Origin of the sequence: Staphylococcus sp. HMSC059F04 (assembly GCF_001812565.1) — a bacterium.
In the GTDB taxonomy this organism is placed as follows: domain Bacteria; phylum Bacillota; class Bacilli; order Staphylococcales; family Staphylococcaceae; genus Staphylococcus; species Staphylococcus lugdunensis.
In genome coordinates this window covers 33,405-58,285 of record NZ_KV809466.1, presented here as the reverse complement: position 1 = coordinate 58,285, position 24,881 = coordinate 33,405, and the positions used below count along the sequence as shown (strand labels likewise).

22 protein-coding genes are annotated in these 24,881 nt (G+C 33.8%); 19 read left to right on the top strand and 3 right to left on the bottom strand.

Annotated elements, in window-relative coordinates; genetic code table 11:
• Positions 1 to 109: 109 nt before the first annotated feature.
• Entirely contained in the window at positions 110 to 907 is a 798-nt protein-coding gene (locus HMPREF2864_RS04200) for a prephenate dehydratase (protein WP_002461379.1), read from the bottom strand.
• A 21-nt stretch (positions 908 to 928) separates the two neighbouring features.
• On the bottom strand, positions 929 to 1,996 hold the full coding sequence (locus tag HMPREF2864_RS04195) for a nitric oxide synthase oxygenase (protein WP_070544726.1): 1,068 nt from the start codon (positions 1,994 to 1,996) through the stop codon (positions 929 to 931).
• 175 nt (positions 1,997 to 2,171) lie between these two features.
• On the opposite strand from HMPREF2864_RS04195, the gene HMPREF2864_RS04190 reads away from it, so the two are divergent.
• The 11 genes from HMPREF2864_RS04190 (at position 2,172) to HMPREF2864_RS04140 (ending at position 14,167) form a co-directional block, all read left to right on the top strand.
• Complete coding sequence (locus tag HMPREF2864_RS04190; protein ID WP_002477938.1) at positions 2,172 to 3,641, top strand: nicotinate phosphoribosyltransferase; 1,470 nt, start codon at positions 2,172 to 2,174, stop codon at positions 3,639 to 3,641.
• The gene (nadE, locus tag HMPREF2864_RS04185; protein WP_002461375.1) at positions 3,634 to 4,473 is read left to right on the top strand and encodes an ammonia-dependent NAD(+) synthetase; all 840 of its coding nucleotides are present in this window, start codon (positions 3,634 to 3,636) and stop codon (positions 4,471 to 4,473) included. The genes HMPREF2864_RS04190 and nadE overlap by 8 nt, the downstream gene beginning before the upstream one ends.
• Before the next feature lie 73 nt (positions 4,474 to 4,546).
• Positions 4,547 to 5,149: a DUF2179 domain-containing protein gene (locus HMPREF2864_RS04180; protein ID WP_070544725.1), complete on the top strand. Its 603-nt coding sequence runs from the start codon at positions 4,547 to 4,549 to the stop codon at positions 5,147 to 5,149.
• Complete coding sequence (locus HMPREF2864_RS04175) at positions 5,130 to 5,309, top strand: NETI motif-containing protein (protein WP_070544724.1); 180 nt, start codon at positions 5,130 to 5,132, stop codon at positions 5,307 to 5,309. The genes HMPREF2864_RS04180 and HMPREF2864_RS04175 overlap by 20 nt, the downstream gene beginning before the upstream one ends.
• A 376-nt stretch (positions 5,310 to 5,685) precedes the next feature.
• A complete protein-coding gene (purB, locus tag HMPREF2864_RS04170) occupies positions 5,686 to 6,981 on the top strand; it encodes an adenylosuccinate lyase (protein ID WP_002477941.1) in 1,296 nt (431 codons plus the stop codon).
• Between the two features lie 95 nt (positions 6,982 to 7,076).
• A complete protein-coding gene (locus tag HMPREF2864_RS04165; RefSeq protein ID WP_002461369.1) occupies positions 7,077 to 7,379 on the top strand; it encodes a YerC/YecD family TrpR-related protein in 303 nt (100 codons plus the stop codon).
• Positions 7,380 to 7,518: 139 nt separating this feature from the next.
• Entirely contained in the window at positions 7,519 to 8,211 is a 693-nt protein-coding gene (locus tag HMPREF2864_RS04160) for a heptaprenylglyceryl phosphate synthase (RefSeq protein ID WP_002461367.1), read from the top strand.
• Positions 8,211 to 10,403 carry a DNA helicase PcrA gene (gene pcrA / locus HMPREF2864_RS04155; RefSeq protein ID WP_037544414.1) on the top strand — a complete coding sequence of 731 codons (2,193 nt, stop codon included), beginning with the start codon at positions 8,211 to 8,213 and terminating at the stop codon, positions 10,401 to 10,403. The genes HMPREF2864_RS04160 and pcrA overlap by 1 nt, the downstream gene beginning before the upstream one ends.
• A gap of 3 nt (positions 10,404 to 10,406) precedes the next feature.
• Positions 10,407 to 12,410, top strand: a complete 2,004-nt coding sequence (gene ligA / locus HMPREF2864_RS04150) for an NAD-dependent DNA ligase LigA (RefSeq protein ID WP_070544723.1) — start codon at positions 10,407 to 10,409, stop codon at positions 12,408 to 12,410.
• 12 nt (positions 12,411 to 12,422) lie between these two features.
• Positions 12,423 to 13,613, top strand: coding sequence for a CamS family sex pheromone protein (locus HMPREF2864_RS04145; protein ID WP_002492732.1), 1,191 nt, complete (start codon positions 12,423 to 12,425; stop codon positions 13,611 to 13,613).
• Between the two features lie 164 nt (positions 13,614 to 13,777).
• Entirely contained in the window at positions 13,778 to 14,167 is a 390-nt protein-coding gene (locus tag HMPREF2864_RS04140) for a VOC family protein (RefSeq protein WP_002461363.1), read from the top strand.
• A gap of 332 nt (positions 14,168 to 14,499) precedes the next feature.
• On the opposite strand, the gene putP is transcribed toward HMPREF2864_RS04140, so the two are convergent.
• On the bottom strand, positions 14,500 to 16,038 hold the full coding sequence (gene putP / locus HMPREF2864_RS04135) for a sodium/proline symporter PutP (RefSeq protein WP_037544409.1): 1,539 nt from the start codon (positions 16,036 to 16,038) through the stop codon (positions 14,500 to 14,502).
• A 565-nt stretch (positions 16,039 to 16,603) separates the two neighbouring features.
• Between putP and gatC the strand changes: the two genes are divergently transcribed.
• The 8 genes from gatC to dinB all read left to right on the top strand — a co-directional run bounded on the left by gatC (position 16,604) and on the right by dinB (position 24,817).
• Entirely contained in the window at positions 16,604 to 16,906 is a 303-nt protein-coding gene (gatC, locus tag HMPREF2864_RS04130) for an Asp-tRNA(Asn)/Glu-tRNA(Gln) amidotransferase subunit GatC (RefSeq protein ID WP_002477947.1), read from the top strand.
• 1 nt (position 16,907) lies between these two features.
• The gene (gene gatA / locus HMPREF2864_RS04125; RefSeq protein ID WP_002461359.1) at positions 16,908 to 18,365 is read left to right on the top strand and encodes an Asp-tRNA(Asn)/Glu-tRNA(Gln) amidotransferase subunit GatA; all 1,458 of its coding nucleotides are present in this window, start codon (positions 16,908 to 16,910) and stop codon (positions 18,363 to 18,365) included.
• A gap of 12 nt (positions 18,366 to 18,377) precedes the next feature.
• Positions 18,378 to 19,805 carry an Asp-tRNA(Asn)/Glu-tRNA(Gln) amidotransferase subunit GatB gene (gatB, locus tag HMPREF2864_RS04120; protein ID WP_070544721.1) on the top strand — a complete coding sequence of 476 codons (1,428 nt, stop codon included), beginning with the start codon at positions 18,378 to 18,380 and terminating at the stop codon, positions 19,803 to 19,805.
• 293 nt (positions 19,806 to 20,098) lie between these two features.
• The gene (locus tag HMPREF2864_RS04115; protein WP_002477949.1) at positions 20,099 to 21,097 is read left to right on the top strand and encodes a diacylglycerol kinase; all 999 of its coding nucleotides are present in this window, start codon (positions 20,099 to 20,101) and stop codon (positions 21,095 to 21,097) included.
• A 97-nt stretch (positions 21,098 to 21,194) separates the two neighbouring features.
• The gene (rlmD, locus tag HMPREF2864_RS04110; protein WP_176744211.1) at positions 21,195 to 22,565 is read left to right on the top strand and encodes a 23S rRNA (uracil(1939)-C(5))-methyltransferase RlmD; all 1,371 of its coding nucleotides are present in this window, start codon (positions 21,195 to 21,197) and stop codon (positions 22,563 to 22,565) included.
• A gap of 174 nt (positions 22,566 to 22,739) precedes the next feature.
• Positions 22,740 to 23,288, top strand: a complete 549-nt coding sequence (locus HMPREF2864_RS04105) for a metalloprotease family protein (RefSeq protein WP_070544719.1) — start codon at positions 22,740 to 22,742, stop codon at positions 23,286 to 23,288.
• 102 nt (positions 23,289 to 23,390) lie between these two features.
• Positions 23,391 to 23,696 carry a TfoX/Sxy family protein gene (locus tag HMPREF2864_RS04100; protein WP_002477952.1) on the top strand — a complete coding sequence of 102 codons (306 nt, stop codon included), beginning with the start codon at positions 23,391 to 23,393 and terminating at the stop codon, positions 23,694 to 23,696.
• 41 nt (positions 23,697 to 23,737) lie between these two features.
• Positions 23,738 to 24,817, top strand: a complete 1,080-nt coding sequence (dinB, locus tag HMPREF2864_RS04095; protein ID WP_012990798.1) for a DNA polymerase IV — start codon at positions 23,738 to 23,740, stop codon at positions 24,815 to 24,817.
• The last annotated feature ends 64 nt before the right edge of the window (positions 24,818 to 24,881 follow it).

Sequence of the window (24,881 nt, the reverse complement as noted above, 5' to 3'; positions counted from 1 at the left end):
TAATAAATACCACTAAACTAAATTAACGAGGTGCGTTATAAAAAATTACTAGAAGCTCCCGGCTTATTTTCTTCAAAATGATACCATTGAAACTATTTCAGAATTATTTTTAATTAGAAAACGAACCGATAATTTTAATTTTAAAGTCTAATGTTTCTAATATTGAAATCACTTTCTTTAATTCATCATTTAAACCTCTGTCAGCTTGGACAAAAAATCGATATTTTCCAAGTTCTGTTTTTAAAGGTCGTGATTCTATCCATGATAAATTAATATTAAATAATGCAAATGTATTTAATATGCTGGCTAATAGGCCGGGTTTATCGGACTGAGGTGTTATAACAAGTATGGTCTGACTGGTATACGGTTTAAAATGATTATGATTTTTGATGATTAAAAAGCGTGTTGTGTTATGCGGATAATCTTCAATATTTGATGCTAAGGCCTTAAATCCTAGTCGTTCTCCACTGCCCAGTGGTGCAATTGCTGCAGTCGTCGATGTAATTTTATCTAAACTCTGAATAGTACTATCGACATAATCGTAATTAAAACCATGTTGGTGTATAAAGTTACGTGTTTGACTGATCGCTGGTGCAATCGAATAAACGGTAGAAATATCAGAAAGTGATGTATGGGGCAATGCATATAATCCAAAGTGAATATTTATGATAATTTCCCCGTGGGCAAAAATATCTTGTTGTGCTAGTGCATCTGCAACCATATTAATCGTCCCTTCAATAGAATTTTCGATAGGAACGATTCCCATATCTTCTTTATTATTTACAACAGCTAAAATAACCTCAAGCAAGTTGGACTGTGCACACCGATCAATTGATGGCTCTGAGACGATTTGTTGGCTTGCTAAAAAAGAAAAAGTGCCCTTTGGACCTAAATAATGTAATTTCATAGTTGACCTCCATAAGCGTGTTTAATGGAAAGGGCAAGATGTTGTTTTGTTCTTTTTATAATAGAAATTTGGATCTTTCATCTCATTATTAAAACCATGGTGATAGTTATCAGTTAAAGTTGGCGATAATGGCGGTGCCAGCCAGGACCACTTACCAGTCACTTGGCGTTCTGCTTGAGCTTCCTTTTGTTGAAAAAGTTCAAACTGTTTAGAAGCCGTTAAGTGATCAACAATTGAAACGCCTTGCGATTTGAATGAATGATAGACCGCATAATTCAATTCAACTAATGCCCGATCTTTGTTGAATGTATTATTTTTTAGTGTATCAAAATTGAAAGCATCTGCAACTTTTTCTAATAAATTATAGCGATAAGAATCAGTAAAATTTCGAACTGCAATTTCAGTGACCATATACCAGCCGTTAAAAGGAGCGCAGGTATATGTGATGCCACCGATAACTAAATTCATATTTGAAATAATAGGAACGGCATACCATTTTAAATTAAGTGCTTTTAATTTAGGGTAATGCTCATGTTTAATATCAACTTCTTTCACAAGTTCAGAAGGAAGTTCATGATATGTTACACGCTTCCCAGGAATTTGAAAGATTAATGGTAACACATCAAAATCTGTATGATTACCTTGCCATCCTAAGTGTTGTGCTAGACGAGTCACGTCTCGTTCTGCAGGGTCACCCATGTCATCGTATCCAGCATAGCGAATGATTTGATTGTTGAAAATTTTAGGTGGGTTTTCCGCTGAAAAAATAGTAATTGTAGGTTTTATTTTTCCGCCATTTGTTGCTAAAGATAAATGCTGATGGATTGAATTTATAAAGGACGATTCATCTTGAACATCTCTCGCATCAATAACGTTTAACGATTCCCAAAATAGTCGGCCGATACAACGATTTGAATTTCTCCATGCCATTTTGGCACCATACGTTAATTCTTCTAATGTATGTGTATAAATACCAGATTCTTCAATTTCTTGCTCTATTTGTAGTATACGAGCATTCATTTTAGTTTGTGAATATTTTAATTCTTTATACATAGTTTGGATAAATTGTATGGCTTTTTCCCTTAACATATGCTCACCTCATCACCATTATAATGGAGAGCTATTAAAAGGCCATAAAAAAGATTACATTGTCACTAATTTGTCTTTTAAAGCAGATCACATAAAGTATGTATTAAACAACTAAATTATTCTGAATGTTTGAATTATGATAAAATATATAAAAAGATCGATTGGAGAGAGTCTTGTGTATCAATATAGTGATGATAGTTTAATGTTGCATAATGATTTATATCAAATAAATATGGCAGAAAGTTATTGGCATGACGGCATACATGAGCGAATGGCAGTTTTTGATTTGTATTTTAGAAATATGCCATTTGATAGTGGTTATGCAGTATTTAATGGTTTGAAACGGGTAATTCAGTTTGTGGAAAATTTTAAATTTACAGATTCAGACATTGCTTATCTTGCATCTATAGGTTATCAGGATGACTTTTTAGAATATTTAAAGCAATTAAGATTTACTGGCCATATTCATGCGATGCAAGAAGGAGAGCTTTGCTTTGGAAATGAACCCATGTTAAGGGTGGAAGCGCCTTTAATTCAAGCACAATTGTTGGAAACAGAATTACTGAATATCATCAATTTTCACACTTTAATTGCAACGAAAGCCAGTCGTATTCGTCAAGTAGCCCCGAACGATGTATTAATGGAATTTGGAACTAGACGTGCACAAGAATTAGATGCTGCTTTGTGGGGAGCTAGAGCTGCTTATATTGGAGGATTTAATTCAACGAGTAACGTGCGTGCGGGTAAGCTATTCGGTTTGCCAGTTTCAGGTACACATGCGCATGCGTTAGTACAAACATATGGGGATGAATATACGGCATTTAAAAAATACGCTGAACGACATAAAGATTGTGTCTTTCTTGTTGATACATTTCACACATTGAAGTCAGGTGTACCAACTGCGATTAAAGTTGCTAAAGAATTAGGAGATAAGATTAATTTTGTTGGTATACGTTTAGATTCTGGCGATATTGCTTACTTGTCTAAAGAAGCACGTCGAATGTTAGATGAAGCAGGTTTTCCTAATGCTAAGATAATTGCTTCAAACGATTTAGATGAACAGACTATTATGAGCTTGAAATCCCAAGGTGCATGTGTAGATTCTTGGGGTGTAGGTACAAAATTAATCACTGGTTATGATCAGCCAGCTTTGGGTGCGGTATATAAACTTGTTGCCGTTGAAAATAATGAAGGCCAATACGTTGATCGCATTAAATTATCTAATAATGCAGAAAAAGTAACGACACCAGGTAAGAAAAAAGTATACCGCATCATTAATAAGAAAACAGGGAAATCGGAAGGGGATTATATAACGTTAGAACACGAAAATCCTAATAATGAGAGTCGATTAAAAATGTTTCATCCGGTTCATACTTATAAGATGAAATATATTAAATCATTTGATGCTATTGATTTACACCATGTAATCTTTGAACAAGGTAAACTGGTTTATGATTTACCTTCTGAAGATGAGGCGCAAGCCTATTTAACAAAAGCATTATCTCAATTGTGGGATGAAAATAAACGTTATTTAAATCCCCAAGAGTATCCCGTTGATTTAAGTACAGCATGTTGGGAAAATAAACATAAACGTATATTTGAGGTTGCTGAGCACGTGAAAGAGATGGAGGAAGAAAATGACTAAGTTACAAGATATCATTGTTAAGGAAATGAAAGTTAAAAAAGAGATTAATGAAGCAGAAGAAATTGAAAGTATTAAGTCATTTATTAAAAATTATGTGCTATCACATTCATTCATCAAAAGTTTAGTTCTTGGCATATCTGGTGGACAGGATTCAACGTTAACTGGTAAACTCGCACAGCTAGCTGTAGATGAATTAAACGCAGAAGGTCGTAAATGCGAATTTATTGCGGTTAAATTACCGTATGGTGTGCAAAAAGATGCAGCTGAAGTTGACGATGCAATCGCGTTTATTCAACCTGATAAAGTAGTGACTGTAAATATCAAGCCTGCTGTAGATCAAAGTGTTACTTCTCTACAAGAAGCGGGTATCAAGTTAACAGATTTTCAAAAAGGCAATGAAAAGGCAAGAGAGCGCATGAAAGTACAGTTTTCCATCGCATCTCATACGCAAGGCATTGTTGTTGGTACGGATCATTCTGCGGAAAATATTACCGGCTTTTTTACTAAATATGGTGATGGTGCTGCAGATATTGCGCCAATTTTCGGTTTGAATAAACGTCAAGGACGCCAACTCTTAGTCTTCTTACATGCACCCAAACATTTATATGAGAAGGTTCCTACTGCTGATTTAGAAGATGATAAACCGCAATTACCAGACGAAGAAGCGTTAGGTGTAACTTATAATGATATAGATGATTATTTAGAAGGAAAAGATGTATCTGAGGCAGCTCGTCAAACAATTGAACGTCATTATATTAGAAATGCTCATAAAAGAGAACTGGCTTATACACGATATAGCTGGCCCAAAAGTGATATGAATACTGAAAGTTAATAAAAAAACTAGTGACAAAAATCAGTTTGGCTGATAAAATAATCTGGATTTGATGAATGAAAAGAGGAATTTTATGTCTGCAATTGCACAAAACCCATGGCTCATGGTATTTGCTATTTTTATTATTAATGTGTGCTATGTGACATTCCTAACCATGAGGACGATTCTAACACTAAAAGGATATCGATATGTTGCTGCAGTCGTGAGCTTTTTAGAAGTATTAGTCTATGTCGTAGGTTTAGGATTAGTAATGTCAAGTTTAAATCAAATACAAAACATTTTTGCATATGCGCTGGGCTTTTCTGTTGGAATTATCGTTGGTATGAAAATAGAAGAAAAGTTAGCGCTAGGTTATGTTGTAGTTAATGTAACCTCTGGTGAATACGAACATGATTTGCCGAATGAATTGCGAAATTTAGGCTATGGTGTGACACACTACGCAGCTTTTGGACGCGATGGCAGTCGTATGGTGATGCAAATATTAACTCCACGCAAATATGAGCTTAAATTAATGGATACCATAAAAAATCTAGATCCTAAAGCATTTATTATTGCATATGAGCCTAGAAATATACATGGTGGTTTCTGGACGAAAGGTGTACGTAAACGTAAGTTAGCAGCTTATGAACCTGAAGAATTAGAAAGTGTTGTGGATTATGAAATTCCAAGTAAATGACAATGAAACAATAACTGAATGTATACAACGCATGCGCTCTGACGGATATATACCAATACGTCGAATTGAAAAGCCTATATTTCAAAAGCTTGCTGACGGTAGCATAGAAGTATTAAAACAGGAAATCATTTTTATAGGAAAGAAATTGAATACAGATTAGTTCTATTAAGATAAACAGTTTGGAACATCTTTATAATTTAGGCTATGAACTATATATTTGCAGTAGTTGGCTGGATTGAAAACACGCTAATACCAAGCTTTTTTCAATTCTAGTCAACCATATCGGGGCGGGAATACGAATTCATAATGAATTCTGTCCGGCTCCTTTTTTTGTGGTAAAAATGTTGATAGTAATTGTTTTCGTATTCAGATTATCATAGAATATGAAAGTAAGGAAAAACTTTATACATTTACTTGAAATTTTGATAAGCTAAGGTTGAAGTGATTAAAAAACGAACTTTTTCGTTTTATTTCGTATTATTGTACAGTTTTAATGCAAGTCATTCATCAAATTACTAGTGATAGGAGTTAAAAAAATGATAGAGCGCTATTCAAGAGAAGAAATGTCAAAGATATGGACAGATCAAAATCGTTACGAAGCATGGTTAGAAGTAGAAATTTTAGCTTGTGAAGCATGGAGTGAATTAGGATATATTCCTAAAGACGATGTTAAAAAAATTCGCCAAAATGCAAAAGTAGATGTCAATCGGGCTAAAGAAATAGAGGAACAAACACGTCATGATGTTGTTGCCTTTACAAGACAAGTTTCAGAAACACTTGGAGAAGAAAGAAAATGGGTGCATTATGGACTCACTTCAACTGATGTCGTAGATACAGCGTTAAGTTACGTCATTAAACAAGCCAATGATATCATTGAAAAAGATTTAGAACGATTTATAACTGTTCTAGCTGAAAAAGCTCAAAAATACAAATATACCTTAATGATGGGACGTACACATGGGGTGCATGCTGAACCTACAACTTTCGGTATCAAAATGGCACTATGGTATACGGAAATGAAACGTAACTTAAAGCGCTTTAAAGAGGTGCGCAAAGAAATTGAAGTAGGGAAAATGAGCGGTGCTGTTGGTACATTTGCGAATATCCCTCCTGAAATTGAAAGCTATGTGTGTAAGCACTTAGGTATTGACGCAGCGCCAGTTTCAACACAAACATTACAACGGGATCGTCACGCATATTATATTGCAACGCTAGCGCTTATAGCAACGTCTATGGAAAAATTTGCAGTAGAGATTAGAAACTTACAAAAAACAGAAACACGTGAAGTTGAAGAAGCATTTGCCAAAGGACAAAAAGGCTCTTCTGCTATGCCACATAAACGCAATCCAATCGGATCAGAAAATATCACTGGCATATCTCGCGTAATAAGAGGCTATATTACAACTGCATATGAAAATGTACCTTTATGGCATGAACGTGATATATCACATTCTTCTGCTGAACGTATTATGTTACCTGATGTTACTATTGCATTAGATTATGCGCTTAACCGTTTTACAAATATTGTAGATAGACTAACTGTTTATGAAGATAATATGAGAAATAATATTGATAAAACATTTGGTCTTATATATTCGCAACGTGTATTATTAGCACTTATCAATAAAGGAATGGTAAGAGAAGAAGCTTATGATAAAGTACAGCCAAAAGCAATGGAATCATGGGAAACGAAAACACCGTTCCGCGAATTAATTGAACAAGATGAAACAATTACAAATGTATTATCTAAGGATGAATTAGACGAATGCTTTGATCCAAAACACCATTTAAATCAAGTGGATACAATTTTTAATCGTGCTGGTTTAGAATAACTCCTTAACTTCTTGCGTATATTTGACTACACTTTAATCATTTAGTACGTTAAAATGAGATTAAATATTGAAAATGAGTCTAGGGGTTGTTAACGATGCAAATTGAAAAATTACGTGGGAAAGCATTAGATGAATTATTTGATGCAATACTCACTCTTGAAAATAGAGAAGAGTGTTATCAATTCTTCGATGATTTATGCACTGTCAATGAAATACAGTCATTATCGCAGCGATTACAAGTAGCTAAAATGATAAAGCAGGGTTATACCTATGCAACGATAGAGCAAGAATCGGGCGCATCAACTGCAACGATTTCACGTGTAAAACGCTCATTACAATGGGGTAATGATGCATATACAATGATTCTTGACCGATTAAATATTAAGACAAAAGAATAGTGTTACAACATGGCTGGGACAATGATTTTGTCTCAGCCATGTTTGACGTAATGATAATCGAATTTATTTGGCATAATAGTTTAGAAATGAGAATAGAAAATGATATAATTTAAGGTATGTTAAAAAAGGAGATACTTGTATGTATGATTTAAAAGAATGGCGCCATGTATTTAAATTAGACCCTGCAAAAGTTATTAATGACAGCGATTTAGATGCAATTTGTATGTCCAACACAGACGCAATTATTATTGGTGGCACAGATAATGTAACAGAAGATAATGTATTACATTTAATGAGTAGAGTACGTAGATATCCTATTCCTTTAGTATTAGAAATTTCCAATATTGATAGCGTTATGCCAGGATTTGATTTTTATTTCGTGCCTACAGTATTAAATAGTGCAGATGTTAAATATCAAAATGGTATGTTACATAAGGCATTAAAACAATATGGACATGTTATCAATTTTGATGAACTGTTTTTAGAAGGCTATATCGTACTTAATCCAGAAAGCAAAGTAGCTGAAGTAACACAAGCGCAAACAGCTTTAAATGAAGAAGATCTCATTGCTTATGCTCAAATGGTTGATCAGCTATATCATTTACCAATCATGTATATAGAATATAGTGGTATTTATGGTAATGTAGAAAAGGTTAAGTCAGTAGCTGAAACCTTGACTAGCACGCAATTATTTTATGGTGGCGGTATATCTACGTTGTCAGAAGCACAGCAAATGGCCAATTATGCGCATACAATTGTGGTTGGAGATTTAATCTATACAGATTTTAAGCAAGCATTGAAAACAGTAAAAATTAAGAAGGAGTTTCAATAATGAATTCATTAGTTGCAAATATGAACGACGAACAAAGCGAAGCCGTGAGAACGACAGAAGGGCCACTTTTGATTATGGCTGGTGCTGGCTCAGGTAAAACAAGAGTGCTTACGCATAGAATTGCATATTTATTAAATGAAAAAGGTGTTTCGCCATATAACATACTAGCAATTACGTTTACCAATAAAGCAGCTAAAGAAATGAAGCAACGTGTTGAACAATTAGTCGGTGAAGAAGCATCAGTCATCTGGATGTCAACATTTCATTCGATGTGTGTCAAAATTTTACGTAGAGATGCTGATCGCATTGGCATCGAACGAAATTTTACTATAATAGACCCGACAGATCAAAAATCAGTCATTAAAGATGTATTAAAAAATGAAAATATTGATAGTAAAAAATTTGAACCACGTATGTTTATATCAGCAATAAGTAATTTAAAAAATGAATTAAAGACACCCGACGATGCTCAAAAAGAAGCGAATAATTATCACGAACAGATGATTGCTACTGTTTATAGTGGTTATCAACGACAATTATCTCGTAATGAAGCGCTTGATTTTGATGATTTAATTATGACTACAATCCGGTTATTTGAGCGTGTTCCAGATGCATTAGAATATTATCAAAATAAATTTCAATATATCCATGTAGATGAATATCAAGATACCAATAAAGCTCAATATACATTAGTGAAAATGTTAGCCAGTAAATTTAAAAATTTATGTGTAGTAGGTGATTCAGACCAATCAATTTATGGTTGGCGTGGCGCAGATATTCAAAATATATTATCTTTTGAAGAAGACTATCCTGAAGCTAAAAGCATCTATTTAGAACAAAATTATCGTTCAACGAAAACAATACTTAATGCAGCAAATGAAGTGATTAAAAATAATACTGAACGAAAGCCTAAAGGACTTTGGACAGCCAATACCAATGGTGAAAAAATTAAGTATTATGAGGCCATGACCGAGCGAGATGAAGCAGAATATGTCGTGCGCGAAGTCATGAAACATCAGCGCAATGGCAAAAGCTATGGCGACATTGCAATTTTATATCGTACAAATGCACAGTCACGTGTCCTAGAAGAAACATTTATGAAATCAAATATTCCTTATACTATGGTTGGTGGTCAAAAGTTCTATGACAGAAAGGAAATTAAAGATTTACTTAGTTATTTGAGAATCGTAGCAAATAGTAATGATGATATTAGTTTACAACGTATTATCAATGTTCCAAAAAGAGGTATAGGACCATCTTCTGTTGAGAAAATTCAGGCATATGCATTACAAAATAATATCAGTATGTTTGATGCATTATCAGAAGCGGACTTTATCGGACTTTCTAAAAAAGTAACACAAGGATGTATACAGTTTTATGATTTATTACAGAATTTGATTAAAGAACAAGAATTTTTAGAAATCAGTGAAATTGTAGAAGAAATATTAGAAAAAACAGGTTATCGCGCTATGTTAGAACGAGAGCAAACGATAGAATCACGCAGTCGTTTGGAAAACCTTGATGAATTTATGTCAGTGCCTAAAGACTATGAAGAAAATACGCCACTTGAAGAACAATCTTTAATTAATTTCTTAACAGATTTATCATTAGTAGCAGATATTGATGAAGCACAAATTGATGATGGCGTAACAATGATGACAATGCACTCGGCTAAAGGCCTTGAATTTCCTATTGTATTTTTGATGGGAATGGAAGAATCATTATTCCCTCATATTAGAGCGATTAAAAGCGATGATGATCATGACATGCAAGAAGAACGACGAATTTGTTATGTGGCTATAACACGTGCAGAAGAGCAGCTTTATATTACTAGAGCTACAAGTAGAATGCTGTTCGGACGCTCACAATCTAATATGCCATCCCGTTTCCTAGAAGAAATACCTGAAGATTTATTAGAATTACCAAACCAAGATAAACGTCAAACCATAGCACCTAAGTCAAAATCTATGGTAAAACGTGGCTATAGTAAACGTGTTACTTCTCCTAAGAGAGAGGTTAAGTCATCAGATTGGCATGTTGGAGATAAGGTCATACACAAAGCATGGGGCGAAGGTATGGTTAGTCATGTTAATGAGAAAAATGGCTCTGTAGAATTAGATATTATATTTAAGTCACAAGGTCCTAAACGCTTGTTAGCTCAATTTGCACCGATTGAAAAAAAGGAGGATTAAATCATGGATAATTTGCAACATCGTGTCAATGAATTACATGATTTATTAAATCAATATAGTTATGAATATTATGTTCAGGATAACCCCTCTGTTCCTGACAGCGAATATGATAAGCTTCTTCATGAATTAATCCAAATTGAAGCGGATCATCCTGAGTATAAAACGACTGATTCTCCAACGGTGCGTGTTGGCGGTGAAGCCCAATCTTCATTCGAAAAGGTTAGACATGATACACCAATGCTTAGTTTAGGTAATGCCTTTAATGAAGAGGATTTAAAGCGTTTTGATCAACGCATTCGTGATCACATAGGTGAGGTAGAATATATGTGTGAGCTGAAAATTGACGGTTTAGCAGTATCTTTAAAATATGAAAACGGAAAATTTGTGCAAGGATTGACGCGTGGAGACGGTACGACTGGAGAAGATATTACTGAAAATTTAAGAACGATCCATGCTATCCCTTTGAAATTAAAAGAGCCATTAAACTTCGAAGTACGTGGTGAAGCATATATGCCTAGAGCTTCATTTATGTCCTTAAATAAACAAAAAGAGAAAAATAACGAACAACCGTTTGCAAATCCAAGAAACGCTGCTGCAGGTTCGTTGCGGCAATTAGATTCAAAGTTGGCAGCTAAACGAAAGTTAAGTGTATTTTTATATAGTGTCAATGATTTCTCTGATTTTAATGCAACAACTCAAAGTGATGCTTTGGATGAACTGGATCGCTTAGGTTTCAAAACGAATAATGAACGTGAGTGTGTGAGTGATATTGATGGTGTATTGGCGTACATTGAAAAATGGACTGCGAAACGTGAATCATTAGCTTATGATATTGATGGTATCGTGATTAAAGTTAATGATTTAGCACAACAAGAAGAGATGGGTTACACGCAAAAATCGCCTAGATGGGCAATTGCATATAAATTTCCAGCTGAAGAAGTAGTTACACGGCTGTTAGACATTGAATTAAGCATAGGAAGAACCGGAGTAGTAACACCTACGGCTATTCTAGAACCAGTTAAAGTGGCCGGAACCACAGTTTCACGTGCATCATTGCATAATGAAGATTTAATACATGAGCGTGATATTCGCATTGGAGATAGTGTTGTTGTGAAAAAAGCAGGAGACATTATTCCAGAAGTGGTAAAAAGTATTATCGAGCGGCGCCCCAATGATGCTGAAACGTATCATATGCCAACGCATTGCCCTAGCTGCGGACATAAGTTAGTAAGAATTGAAGGTGAAGTAGCTTTACGCTGCATCAATCCAAAATGCCAGGCTCAACTGGTTGAAGGACTTATTCATTTCGTATCTAGACAAGCTATGAATATTGATGGTTTAGGAACGAAAATCATCCAGCAACTCTATCAGCATGAATTGATTAAAGATGTTGCAGATATTTTCTATTTAACTGAAGAAGATTTATTACCCTTAGAACGCATGGGTAAAAAGAAAGTAGAGAATCTATTACAAGCTATCGACAAAGCTAAATCTAATTCTTTAGAACATTTACTTTTTGGTCTTGGTATTCGTCATTTAGGTGCCAAAGCAAGTTATGTTTTGGCTGAAAAATACGAGACGATAGAACGTTTGTTAACTGTTACCGAAGATGAACTTATAAGCATTCATGATATTGGTGACAAACTTGCGCAATCTGTCGTCACATACTTAGAAAATGAAGATATTCAATCATTGATTTCTAAATTAGCTAACAAAGATGTTAATATGACTTTTAAAGGGGTAAAGATTTCAGAATTAGCTGGTCACCCAGAGTTTCAAGATAAAACAATTGTATTAACGGGCAAACTAGAACAGATGACTCGTAAAGAAGCGGCTGATTGGCTTCAGTTACAAGGTGCAAAAGTGACCAATAGTGTAACTAAAAACACAGATTTAGTTATTGCAGGTGAAGATGCAGGGTCTAAATTAACAAAAGCACAGAAGTTTGGTACTGAAATTTGGTCAGAAAGTGACTTTATTAACAAGCAAACGGAAATAATGGAGTAGAGGAGAACGGCGATGAAGCGGACAATAATTTTATTGATTTCAGTATTATTTATATTAGCGGCTTGTAGTAACGGTAATCAAGATGATAGAAAAGATAAATCAGCCGATCATCCAAATAGTGCGAATCAAATTGCGACTGATAAAGATGTACAGGGTGATAACTATCGTACCTTACTCCCATTTAAAGAAAGCAAAGCGCGTGGTATTTTACAGGATAATATGACGAATGGATATAATGGAGAAGATTTTGAGAGAGGGCTGTTGAATTTAAGCAAAGACGTCTTTTCAACTGACAAGTATTTATACCAAGATGGTCAATATCTATCGAAGTCTACAATTAATGCATATCTTGAGCCTAAATTTACTAAAGATGAAATTGACAAAATGAGTGAAAGCGAACAAAAGGATAAAAATGCAAATGAGAATTTAGGCCTTAATCCATCACATCATGGAGAAACAGATAAAGCTAAAATTGCTAAAAAATCTCCTGCATATTTATCGAATATACTAGAACAAGATTTTTATGGCAACAGAGATAAAAAAGGTTCAAATATTAAAGGAATGACTATTGGACTAGCAATGAATAGTGTTTATTATTACCAAAAGGAAAAAGATGGAGAAACATATAGTGAAAATTTAGATGACAAAGAAATTGAGAAACAAGGTAAATCCATGGCATCTGAAATACTATCTCGTTTACGTGCAAACGAAGACTTGAAAGATATACCGATTCATTTTGCTATCTATAAACAATCTGGTCAAGACTCTATTTCTCCGGGAAGCTTTATCGCACAAACAACTGCAGATGATGGTCAAACTACGATCAATCATTGGAAGTCCATTAATGAAAAAACAGTCTTATTGCCTTCAGATGATGCAGATAAGTTAAACGAGACATTAAACAATAACTTTAAGCAATTTAATAATAATTTACAGTCATATTTTACAAACTTTACTCAAGCAGCAGGTAAAGTGAAATTTGTAGATAAAAAACCACGTCAACTTACAGTAGATTTACCTATAGATTATTATGGGCAAGCTGAAACGATTGCAATCACTCAATATGTTACTGAACAAGCTAATAAATATTTTGATAACATCGATAGTTACGAAATACGTATTAAAGACGGTAATACTTCAAGAGCTTTAATCAGTAAATCAAAAGATGACAAAGAGCCACAAGTGCATATTTATAATAACTAGAAACTTTTTTAAAGGCGGAAGAACTTATATTAGTTCATATCCGCCTTTTGTTTATTTAAATAAGTTTAGGGAAATGAATCAAATACACCATTATTAAGTGAATAACTTTAATGGTTATTATTTCACATTGTATTAAATAAATTTAATGAGATAGGTTGGGTTTTATGGAATTAAAACATTTAAACATGGTAGTTAGAGATGTACAAAAGGCTAAAACATTTTTCGAAAAATATTTCGATATGACATGTTTTGTTAACGCGGGTAAACAGTTCGTGGCTATGCATGATGAAAATCATTTTGTCTTTAATTTGATTTATGGCGATGATTTTAAATATCCTAAAGAATTGCACATTGGTTTTCCGCAAAAAAGTATTGAAGATGTCGATGCGATGTATGAACGACTTACGAAAGATGGTTATGCTTCTGAAGAACCAACCTATACGCATAATGCTTATACATTTTACTTTATGTCTCCAGCAGAATTTACAATTGAGATATATCATGATGTTAATCAAGAGACGAAGTTAAAGATGCCTGATTATTTTAAAGAATAGGCGCCACAATTTATGGAATTATATCAACAATAGTGTTAAATTATCTAGTGAAAAACACACTCTAAAAGTTAGACTAACGTTTACCTTTTAGGGTGTGTTTAATTAAATTAAAAAATCATATGCTAAATAAATGATGCGGTATTAATTATATCGTGATATTACAATTGCATTACTCCATGCTAGATAATATTTGACTAGCAAGCCACAATGAACAACATGATGAAAAAGATGCAATTGATGTCATTAGACACAAATAATTCAGCATATCCAAGATGAAATTGTAAGTCTTATATTATCTTTATATTTAAATATAACGCGCAAATGTTTTACATTTACTTTTCACGGATTATGGTTTTGACTTTTTCAATATCTTTATTGACAAAATCTCCAGGTTTCTGTGTTAATAAACTGACAACATAAGTTACTATAACGCTAGTTAAGAATCCAGGGATAATTTCGTATATACCGAAAATTTCATTGATTGTTGCCAAAGGTTTGATCCATACAATCCAAATAATAACGACTACCGCACCAGCAATCATGCCACTTAGTGCGCCGGTACGCGTTAAGTTTCTCCAATAAAGAGAATATAACACTAAAGGACTAAAGGCAGCACCGAAACCGGCCCAAGCATTTCCAACTAAATTAAGAATTGTATCATTTGGAGACCATGCGATTGCTAATGCCACAATTGCGACAATTAGTACCGATAATCTACCTACAAGAACAAACTCTCGTTGATGCTCAGCAGCATGTTTCTCCCCACGAATTAATTTATAAAAATCCTCTGTTAGTGAACTAGAAGTAACTAATAATTGAGATGAAATGGTGCTCATAATCGCCGCTAAAATTGCAGCTAATAAAAAGCCACCAACAAGTGGATGAAATAAAATTTGACTCATGACGATAAATAGTGTTTCTGGATCTTCCATTTTGATATGATTATCAGAAATAAAAGCAATACCTGTTAACCCCACACCGACAGCGCCTAATAAACCAACAGCCATCCAACTAATTCCTAGGCGACGTGCTTTAGGAAGCAATTGATGTGATTTTATTGACATAAAACGTACGATAATATGTGGTTGACCAAAGTATCCTAATCCCCAAGCAAAAAGGGAAATAATTCCTAAAGTTGTTGTTCCACGAAATAAGTCTAAATTTGTTGGTTTCATTTCAGCAACACGATTGAAAGTATCCCATCCATTAAGTTGCATCATAGCAACAATTGGTACCATGACCATTGCAATTAGCATAATAACGCCTTGGAAAAAATCAGTAATTGATACCGCTAGATATCCTCCGAAAAACGTGTAAGCAATAACAATGACGGCTACTAGAAGCAAACCGATATGATAATTCAGTCCAAAAGCACTTTCAAACAGTTTGCCACCAGAAACAAATCCGGAATGCGTGTATAATGTGAAAAATATAACGATGATTAAACCAGAGAATATTTTTAGGATGTTATTTTTATCATTTAATCTATTTTTAAAAAAATCTGGAAGTGTGATAGCGTCCCCAGCTATTTCTGTATAAACTCTAAGCCTCGGTGCAACAATAATATAATTAAGATAAGCGCCAAGTGTTAGTCCGATTGTTATCCAAATTGCAGATAATCCAGTGCTATAGACAGAACCTGGAAGCCCCATAATCATCCAGCCACTCATATCTGAAGCACCTGCGGATAATGCAGTTATGTAAGGGCCTATGTTTCGACCACCCAACATGTATTCACTAATATTATCTGTTGCTTGTCTGTAGCCATAATATCCGATAATCAGTAAAATAATAAAGTAAATGGCAATCATAATATACGTTTGCCAGTCTGTTTGCACTTGATTTTGCAATGTAGAACCCAGTAATAACATATGAAGAACCCCCTTTATTTTTAGTTACATGTAATATTATACAATATGATGAATGAGATAGAGAAGATAAATTTTATGCCTTCTAAATTTTTAAGGAATATAAGTTTTTAATAAGGTATTTTAAGTATAGATTTTATATTCAGAATTTTTAAATTAATGAATACTATGCTATTAAAATTCTGGATTTTGTATATGTAACTAGGATAATGGCATAAATATCATAAATGAGTAACATTATTTTAATGCTTTTAGATATAAAAGGGATAATGATGTATTGCTGAGCTAATTCACATATCACCGAACGTTACATTTTTCAATAGTTATTTATGTTAAGAATGTACTTAAATCAATTTCTTAAATCTAGATTAATCCTAATACTAACGGTCTATATAGTTTTTTAATTTAATAGCCTTAAACCAAAGTAAGTTGGGCTGTGGCACCGAAAGCTTTATTATAAAATAAGATTTTTGTCTTGCTCCCGTGTAATGTAATAAATATTTAGATTTTTGTGTCGAAATTTGATACAATTTTATGATGAATGAGTAATAAGGAGGCTTTTAATTTAATGACAAAGGTAACACGCGAAGAAGTTGAACATATCGCTAACTTAGCAAGACTTCAAATTTCTCCTGAAGAAACTGAAGAAATGGCAACAACGCTTGAAAGTATTTTAGATTTTGCAAAACAAAATGATAGTGCAGCTACTGAAGGTGTTGAGCCAACATATCACGTTTTAGATTTACAAAATGTGTTACGTGAAGATAAAGCTCAAGAGGGTATTCCTCAAGAACTTGCATTAAAAAATGCAAAAGAAACAGAAGATGGTCAGTTTAAAGTTCCAGCCATCATGAATGAGGAGGACGCTTAAGATGAGTATTCGATATGAATCAATTGAGAATCTACAACAATTAATTAAAGATAAAAAAGTTAAACCATCAGATATTGTTAAAGATATTTATGATGCAATTGAAGAGACAGATCCAACGATTAAATCGTTTTTAACTTTAGATAAAGAAAATGCAGTTAAGAAAGCACAAGAATTAGATCATTTACAAGATAAAGACCAAATGGATGGAAAGCTCTTCGGTATACCAATGGGGATTAAAGATAATATTATTACTGAAGGTGTAGAAACAACTTGTGCTAGCAAGATGTTAGAAGGATTTGTTCCAATTTATGAATCAACAGTAATGAATAAATTAAAGCATGAAAATGCAGTATTAATCGGTAAATTAAACATGGATGAATTTGCTATGGGAGGTTCAACCGAAACGTCTTACTTCAAAAAAACGGTCAATCCCTTTGATCACACGGCCGTACCGGGTGGATCATCAGGTGGTTCTGCTGCGGCTGTAGCAGCAGGCTTAGTACCATTTAGTTTAGGTTCTGATACTGGGGGATCAATTAGACAACCAGCAGCATATTGTGGCGTAGTTGGTATGAAACCTACTTATGGTCGAGTATCTCGTTTTGGTTTAGTAGCATTCGCTTCATCATTAGATCAAATTGGACCTATTACGCGTAATGTTAAAGATAATGCCCTCGTGCTAGAAGCTATTTCAGGCGTTGATGCACACGATTCAACTAGTGCGCCTGTAGATGATGTTGATTTCACTTCAGACATTGGAAAAGATATTAAAGGTCTTAAAGTAGCGTTACCTAAAGAGTATTTAGGAGAAGGTGTCAGTGAAGATGTTAAATCATCAGTTAAAAATGCTGTAGAAACACTTAAATCATTAGGTGCTGAAGTAGAAGAAGTATCATTACCTAATACAAAATATGGTATTCCTTCATATTATGTTATCGCATCTTCAGAAGCATCAGCTAACTTGGCTCGTTTTGATGGTATCCGCTATGGTTATCACTCAAAAGAAGCGCAAACATTAGAAGAGCTATATAAAATGTCTCGTTCCGAAGGTTTTGGTGCTGAAGTAAAACGTCGTATTTTCCTTGGGACTTTTGCATTAAGTTCTGGATATTACGATGCATATTATAAAAAATCGCAAAAAGTAAGAACATTAATTAAAAATGATTTTGATAGAGTATTTGAAGATTATGATGTTATTGTGGGTCCTACTGCGCCAACAACTGCTTTCAATTTAGGTGATGAACTAGATGATCCACTAACAATGTATGCAAATGACTTATTAACGACACCGGTAAACTTAGCTGGCTTACCAGGTATTTCTGTTCCTTGTGGACAATCCAATGGACGACCAATTGGCTTACAATTTATTGGTAAACCATTTGATGAAAAGACGTTATATCGTGTTGCTTATCAATATGAAACACAATACAACCTACATGACGCATACGAAAATTTATAAGGAGTGGAAATAATGCATTTTGAAACAGTTATCGGACTTGAAGTTCACGTTGAGTTAAAAACAGATTCTAAAATGTTCTCTCCATCACCCGTACATTTTGGGGCAGAACCAAACTCAAATACCAATGTAATTGATTTAGGATATCCGGGTGTCTTACCTGTTGTAAATAAACGTGCTGTTGATTGGGCAATGCGTGCATCAATGGCTTTAAACATGGATATTGCAACAAATTCTAAGTTTGACCGTAAAAACTATTTCTATCCAGATAATCCAAAAGCGTATCAAATTTCACAATTTGATGAACCAATTGGTGAACATGGATATATTGATATTGAAGTAGATGGAGAAACAAAACGAATTGGCATTACGCGTTTACATATGGAAGAAGATGCTGGTAAATTATCACACAAAGACGGCTATTCATTAGTCGATCTTAATCGCCAAGGTACGCCATTAATTGAAATAGTTTCTGAGCCTGATATTCGCTCTCCAAAAGAAGCTTATGCGTATTTGGAAAAATTACGTTCAATTATTCAATATACAGGTGTGTCAGATTGTAAAATGGAAGAAGGTTCATTACGTTGTGACGCCAATATTTCATTACGCCCATATGGTCAAAAAGAATTCGGTACTAAAACGGAATTAAAAAACCTTAACTCATTTAACTATGTTAGAAAAGGTTTGGAATATGAAGAAAAACGTCAAGAAGAAGAATTGCTCAATGGTGGTGTCATTGGACAAGAGACACGCCGTTTTGATGAGTCTACAGGTAAAACAATATTAATGCGTGTTAAAGAAGGTTCAGATGATTATCGTTACTTCCCAGAACCGGATATCGTTCCATTATATGTTGATGACGCATGGAAAGAACGTGTACGACAAACCATTCCTGAACTACCAGATGAACGTAAAGCAAAATATGTCAAAGAATTAGGTTTACCAGAGTATGATGCACACGTGTTAACACTTACAAAAGAAATGTCTGATTTCTTTGAAGGTGCTGTAGCACAAGGTGCAGATGTGAAGTTAACATCTAACTGGCTCATGGGTGGCGTAAATGAATATTTAAATAAAAATCAAGTTGATTTAGAAGAAACAAAGTTAACACCTGAAAACTTAGCAGGTATGATTAAACTTATTGAAGATGGCACAATGAGCAGTAAAATTGCGAAAAAAGTTTTCCCTGAATTAGCTGAAAATGGTGGAGACGCAAAACAAATCATGGAAGACAAAGGTTTAGTGCAAATTTCAGACGAAGCAACTTTATTGAAATTTGTTAATGAAGCATTAGATAATAATCCACAATCAGTTGAAGATTATAAAAATGGTAAAGGTAGAGCGATGGGCTACTTAGTTGGTCAAATTATGAAAGCTTCAAAAGGCCAAGCGAATCCACAAATTGTCAATAAGTTATTGAAACAACAATTAGATCAACGCTAATATTATTTTCACAAACATGTGAAGTAATATTCATAGATTTATGCAATAGCTATAATATGAATATGTGAAGCAGCCACCTTTATAATATAAAAAAGAGTATGAGAACGCATAATGTCTTACTAAGCATTATGCGTTCTTAATCTATTGTAAAGTTAAATAAATGAAAACTTAATATTTGGTCAATAAAGTCAATTTAAAATTAATAATATTTACGATGTTAGACATAAATACTTTTAACTCCTGAATAAATCATTTAATATAAAGTATGAGTATAAAAAGTAGAGGGATAAACTATGAGAAAACGTGCAAGAATAATTTATAATCCTACATCAGGTAAAGAATTATTTAAAAGAACGTTACCAGATGTATTAATTAAATTAGAACGTGCTGGCTATGAAACGAGCGCTTATGCTACAGAACGTGTAGGTGATGCGACACTTGAAGCTGAACGTGCGTTAGCGTGTAACTATGATATGATTATTGCTGCTGGTGGGGACGGTACATTGAATGAGGTTGTCAACGGGATTGCAGAACAACCAAACAGACCAAAGTTAGGTATTATTCCTATGGGTACGGTTAATGATTTTGGTCGAGCTTTACATTTACCAAATGATATCATGGGGGCATTAGATGTAATCATAAATGGACATACTACAAAAGTAGATATAGGGAAAATGAACAACCGCTACTTTATTAATTTAGCTGCTGGCGGAAAAATTACTCAAGTGTCATATGAAACACCAAGTAAGCTAAAATCCATAGTTGGGCCTTTTGCATATTACATTAAAGGTTTTGAAATGCTTCCGCAGATGAATGCTGTAGATATAAGAATTGAATATGATGATGAAGTCTTTCAAGGAGAAACACTGTTATTTTTGTTAGGTTTAACCAATTCAATGGCAGGATTCGAAAAACTTGTTCCTGATGCTAAGTTAGATGATGGTTATTTCACTTTAATTATTGTTGAAAAGGCTAATTTAGCAGAATTAGGGCACATTATGACACTTGCTTCACGTGGGGAACATACCAAACATCCGAAAGTTATTTATAAAAAAGCTAAATCAGTCAATATTTCTTCATTTACTGAGATGCAATTAAATGTGGATGGTGAATATGGTGGAAAATTACCAGCCAATTTTCTAAATTTAAAACGCCATATTGAAGTGTTTACGCCAAAAGACATACATAATGAAGAATTGACGGCAGATCAACAAGTTAAAAGTAGTATTAATGATAATCAAACAACAACAAGGGAAACATTTAACGATAATGAAAATAATAAGGTTGAATAGTTAGTTGAAGAGGTTGAGGTCTAGTTTGTGGACATAGGGTGTAAGCCACATATCTATATTAAACGACTTAAACCTCTTTTTCATGTGGGGTGAAGATGTGGAAGAAATAAACAAAAATGACATTAGAATCGGTAACGTCATTGATTTAACACACGAAGGGCATGGCGTAGTGAAAATTGATCGTTATCCAATATTTATTCCTAATGTCTTAATAAATGAAGAAATTAAGTATAAAGTTATTAAAGTAAAGAAGAATTTTGCAATAGGTAAATTACTTGAGGTAAATAAAGCGAGTCATCATAGAGTTGACCCTCCTTGTGTTTATTATTGGAAATGTGGAGGCTGTCAATTACAGCATATGAGTTATGAAGCGCAACTTGCAATGAAGAAAGAACAAGTTGTTAATCTTTTTCATAGAAAAGGGCAATTTACTGATACAGTAATCAATGACACTATTGGAATGGATAATCCTTGGCGCTATCGAAATAAGTCGCAAGTACCAATTGGTCAAGATAAAATGAACCATAAAATTATGGGCTATTACCGTCAAAGAAGCCATGATATTATCGATATGGATAGTTGCCTTATCCAAGATAAGCAACACCAAGATATTATGAATCATGTTAAAAAATGGATAAATGAATATCATATCAGTATTTATAACGAGCGGACTAAGAAAGGCGTTTTACGACACTTGGTGATACGCACTGGGCATTATACAGATGAAATCATGGTAATCTTTGTAACGAATGGTTCTAAATTTAAACACGCCAATATGCTGGTGGAACAGTTAAAACAAGCTTTTCCGAACATTACGAGTATCAAACAAAATATTAACAATAGTCATTCCAATGTAATTATGGGTCAGCAGTCGGTGACTTTATATGGGAAAGACAAGATCGTTGATCAATTAAGCGATATTACATTTAAAATTAGTGATCAATCATTTTATCAAATTAATTCTAGCCAAACTGAAAAGCTATATCAAAAGGCCATTGATTATGCGCAATTAGATGGGCAAGAAATTGTACTTGATACGTATTGTGGTATAGGTACAATTGGCTTATATATGGCACCGGTAGCCAAACATGTCTATGGTGTTGAAGTAGTACCCTCTGCAATTAAAGATGCGCGCCAAAATGCACTAGTTAATGATTTACACAACACTACATTTGTGTGTGGTAAAGCGGAAGACGTCATTATGGATTGGCAACGTGAGGGTATCCAACCAGATGTTGTAATGGTAGATCCGCCTAGAAAAGGGTGTGAGGCGCAATTTATTCAAACATTGCTTGATTTAAATCCTGAACGAATTGTTTATATTTCATGCAATCCATCCACACAACAGCGTGACGCACATATGTTAGCTACGCAATATGATTTAAAAGAAATTACACCCGTAGACATGTTTCCACAAACCACACATATTGAGACGGTTGCTTTATTTAGAAAGAAACAGCATAAATAGAATAATTGGTAAATACTTTGTAAAATAATAATTTTCTATTTGTGTTACTTTTTAAGTATTTGACTGGATTATTAAATTCATATTACAGTCAACTTACTTTTTTGAAAAAACCTTTTGAGCATGGAATTAAAGTTGTATACTATAGATGACTTTAATGCACAGGAGGTCGAAGTGATGCACAAAATTGATTTAACTAACGGTATATTAAAGCCATACAGATTTGTTTGTCTTCAATTGGTGGTTATCATGTTTATGATATTGCTGACATATAAATGGGCGTTTACATTTACTCAAGTGATTGAACAAAGTATATTAATTAATGTGACTTTCGGCATAATTGGATTTTTAGTTATGTTAATCGTGCATAAATTAATTCATAAAATGATGTACTTTATTTTGTCAAAAGGCGATAGAATTCACTTCGACTATAAAAAAGGTTTACTTGTCAGTCAAACTTCGGATAAATATTTGAATATTTATCAATTTACAATCACAATGATTGCTCCACTTATTATAATAACAACTGTTTTACTTATTATTTTTAACTTCTATGCATATTCTTCAATTATTTTTATTAGCAGCATACATATCGGATACTGTCTTATAGATTTATATTTATTAGGCACTGCATGGAGTAATCGCTTCAAATATATTCAAAATACAAATGACGGTCTCTATATGTATTATAATCGACCTTACTATTTTAATAATCAGTGTAAATAATATAGTCATCTCAGTACAATTTGTATAGTGTGCGGATTACATGTTTTAACTTTTATTCCACAGTATAATTGTATTGAGATTTTTTATAGGGAGAAATCAATTTTGGCGACAAGTGAGCAGTTTTTCAATCAAATAATGACTAACATAAATAGCACATCAGTAAAAACACGTAAAATGATGGGCGAATATTTGATATATTATGATGATGTTTTGATTGGAGGTCTATATGATAATCAACTGCTTGTAAAAATGACTACACAATCTAGAAAGATAGCAACTAATTATCCGAGTGTGCGACCTTATCCTGGAGCAAAACCAATGATAAAAGTGGATGTTAATATCACCAATGAAGCATTGTTGTCGATATTTGAAGTAATTGCGGACGATTTAAAAACAAATAAACATTAGATTCATATGTATTCATTAAATGTCATAAAGGTGGGAGTGAAATGACAGAGAGACGAATCGTGCATATCGATATGGATTTCTTTTTTGCACAAGTAGAAATGAGAGATAATCCTAAGCTACGAGGTAAACCAGTTATCGTTGGTGGCAAAGCAAGTTCCAGAGGTGTTGTATCTACAGCATCATACGAGGCACGTAAATATGGTGTCCATTCAGCTATGCCTATGTCACAGGCACACAAGTTATGTCCAGACGGTTATTATGTACAAGGACAATATGAAAAATATAGAACGATTTCAAATGAAATCATGTCGATTTTTCGTAGTTATACTGAAGCGGTTGAGCCTATGTCCTTAGATGAAGCTTATTTAGATATTACACACTTAGTACGTCCAGATTTACCGGCATCACAAATCGCTAACTATATTCGTCGTGATATTTATGAAAAGACACATCTTACTGCCTCTGCAGGTGTTTCGTATAATAAGTTTTTAGCCAAATTAGCTAGTGGTATGAACAAGCCAAATGGAATGACTGTCATAGATTATGAAAATGTCCATAAAATATTAATGGCATTAGACATTGGAGACTTTCCAGGTGTAGGTAAAGCTTCTGAAAAAATTATGCATAAGCATGGTATTTATAATGGCCAAGACTTATACCAAAAAGATGTGTTTGAGTTAGTTCGTTTATTCGGTAAACGAGGAAGAGGTTTATACAATAAAGCTCGAGGTATTGATGATAGCCCAGTGAAATCATCACGAATTCGAAAGTCTGTTGGCACAGAAAGAACCTTTGCAACAGATGTTAATGATGATGACGAAATTTTACAGAAAATGTGGGAGTTGTCAGGAAAGACAGCTGAACGTTTAAATAAATTGCAGAAGTCAGCTAAAACAGTGACAGTTAAAATTAAAACCTTTAAATTTGAGACTTTATCTAAACAGATGAGTCTCCGAGATCCAATTCGTTCTGAAACTGACATCTATAATATCGCATATATGTTGTATGCGGAATTAAAAGATCCTGAGACGCCTATACGGTTAATTGGAGTAACTGTAGGAAATTTGGTTAAGTCGACTTATCGTAATATGACGATTTATGACTTTATTTCTAAGTCATAAGATAACAATATTAAAGCGCCAGGGACACAGTTATATTTTAAGCTATGAACTAAATATTGGCAGT

Excerpts from the sequence above, each read along its gene's own strand:
- dinB (WP_012990798.1), top strand. The coding sequence starts at position 23,738 with ATGACAGAGAGACGAATCGTGCATATCGATATGGATTTCTTTTTTGCA.
- gatB (WP_070544721.1), top strand. The coding sequence starts at position 18,378 with ATGCATTTTGAAACAGTTATCGGACTTGAAGTTCACGTTGAGTTAAAA.
- putP (WP_037544409.1), bottom strand. The coding sequence starts at position 16,038 with ATGTTATTACTGGGTTCTACATTGCAAAATCAAGTGCAAACAGACTGG.
- HMPREF2864_RS04140 (WP_002461363.1), top strand. The coding sequence starts at position 13,778 with ATGGAATTAAAACATTTAAACATGGTAGTTAGAGATGTACAAAAGGCT.
- gatC (WP_002477947.1), top strand. The coding sequence starts at position 16,604 with ATGACAAAGGTAACACGCGAAGAAGTTGAACATATCGCTAACTTAGCA.
- HMPREF2864_RS04160 (WP_002461367.1), top strand. The coding sequence starts at position 7,519 with ATGTATGATTTAAAAGAATGGCGCCATGTATTTAAATTAGACCCTGCA.
- ligA (WP_070544723.1), top strand. The coding sequence starts at position 10,407 with ATGGATAATTTGCAACATCGTGTCAATGAATTACATGATTTATTAAAT.
- HMPREF2864_RS04105 (WP_070544719.1), top strand. The coding sequence starts at position 22,740 with ATGCACAAAATTGATTTAACTAACGGTATATTAAAGCCATACAGATTT.
- HMPREF2864_RS04115 (WP_002477949.1), top strand. The coding sequence starts at position 20,099 with ATGAGAAAACGTGCAAGAATAATTTATAATCCTACATCAGGTAAAGAA.
- purB (WP_002477941.1), top strand. The coding sequence starts at position 5,686 with ATGATAGAGCGCTATTCAAGAGAAGAAATGTCAAAGATATGGACAGAT.
- HMPREF2864_RS04195 (WP_070544726.1), bottom strand. The coding sequence starts at position 1,996 with ATGTTAAGGGAAAAAGCCATACAATTTATCCAAACTATGTATAAAGAA.
- pcrA (WP_037544414.1), top strand. The coding sequence starts at position 8,211 with ATGAATTCATTAGTTGCAAATATGAACGACGAACAAAGCGAAGCCGTG.
- HMPREF2864_RS04200 (WP_002461379.1), bottom strand. The coding sequence starts at position 907 with ATGAAATTACATTATTTAGGTCCAAAGGGCACTTTTTCTTTTTTAGCA.
- HMPREF2864_RS04175 (WP_070544724.1), top strand. The coding sequence starts at position 5,130 with ATGAAATTCCAAGTAAATGACAATGAAACAATAACTGAATGTATACAA.
- HMPREF2864_RS04145 (WP_002492732.1), top strand. The coding sequence starts at position 12,423 with ATGAAGCGGACAATAATTTTATTGATTTCAGTATTATTTATATTAGCG.
- nadE (WP_002461375.1), top strand. The coding sequence starts at position 3,634 with ATGACTAAGTTACAAGATATCATTGTTAAGGAAATGAAAGTTAAAAAA.
- gatA (WP_002461359.1), top strand. The coding sequence starts at position 16,908 with ATGAGTATTCGATATGAATCAATTGAGAATCTACAACAATTAATTAAA.
- HMPREF2864_RS04165 (WP_002461369.1), top strand. The coding sequence starts at position 7,077 with ATGCAAATTGAAAAATTACGTGGGAAAGCATTAGATGAATTATTTGAT.
- HMPREF2864_RS04180 (WP_070544725.1), top strand. The coding sequence starts at position 4,547 with ATGTCTGCAATTGCACAAAACCCATGGCTCATGGTATTTGCTATTTTT.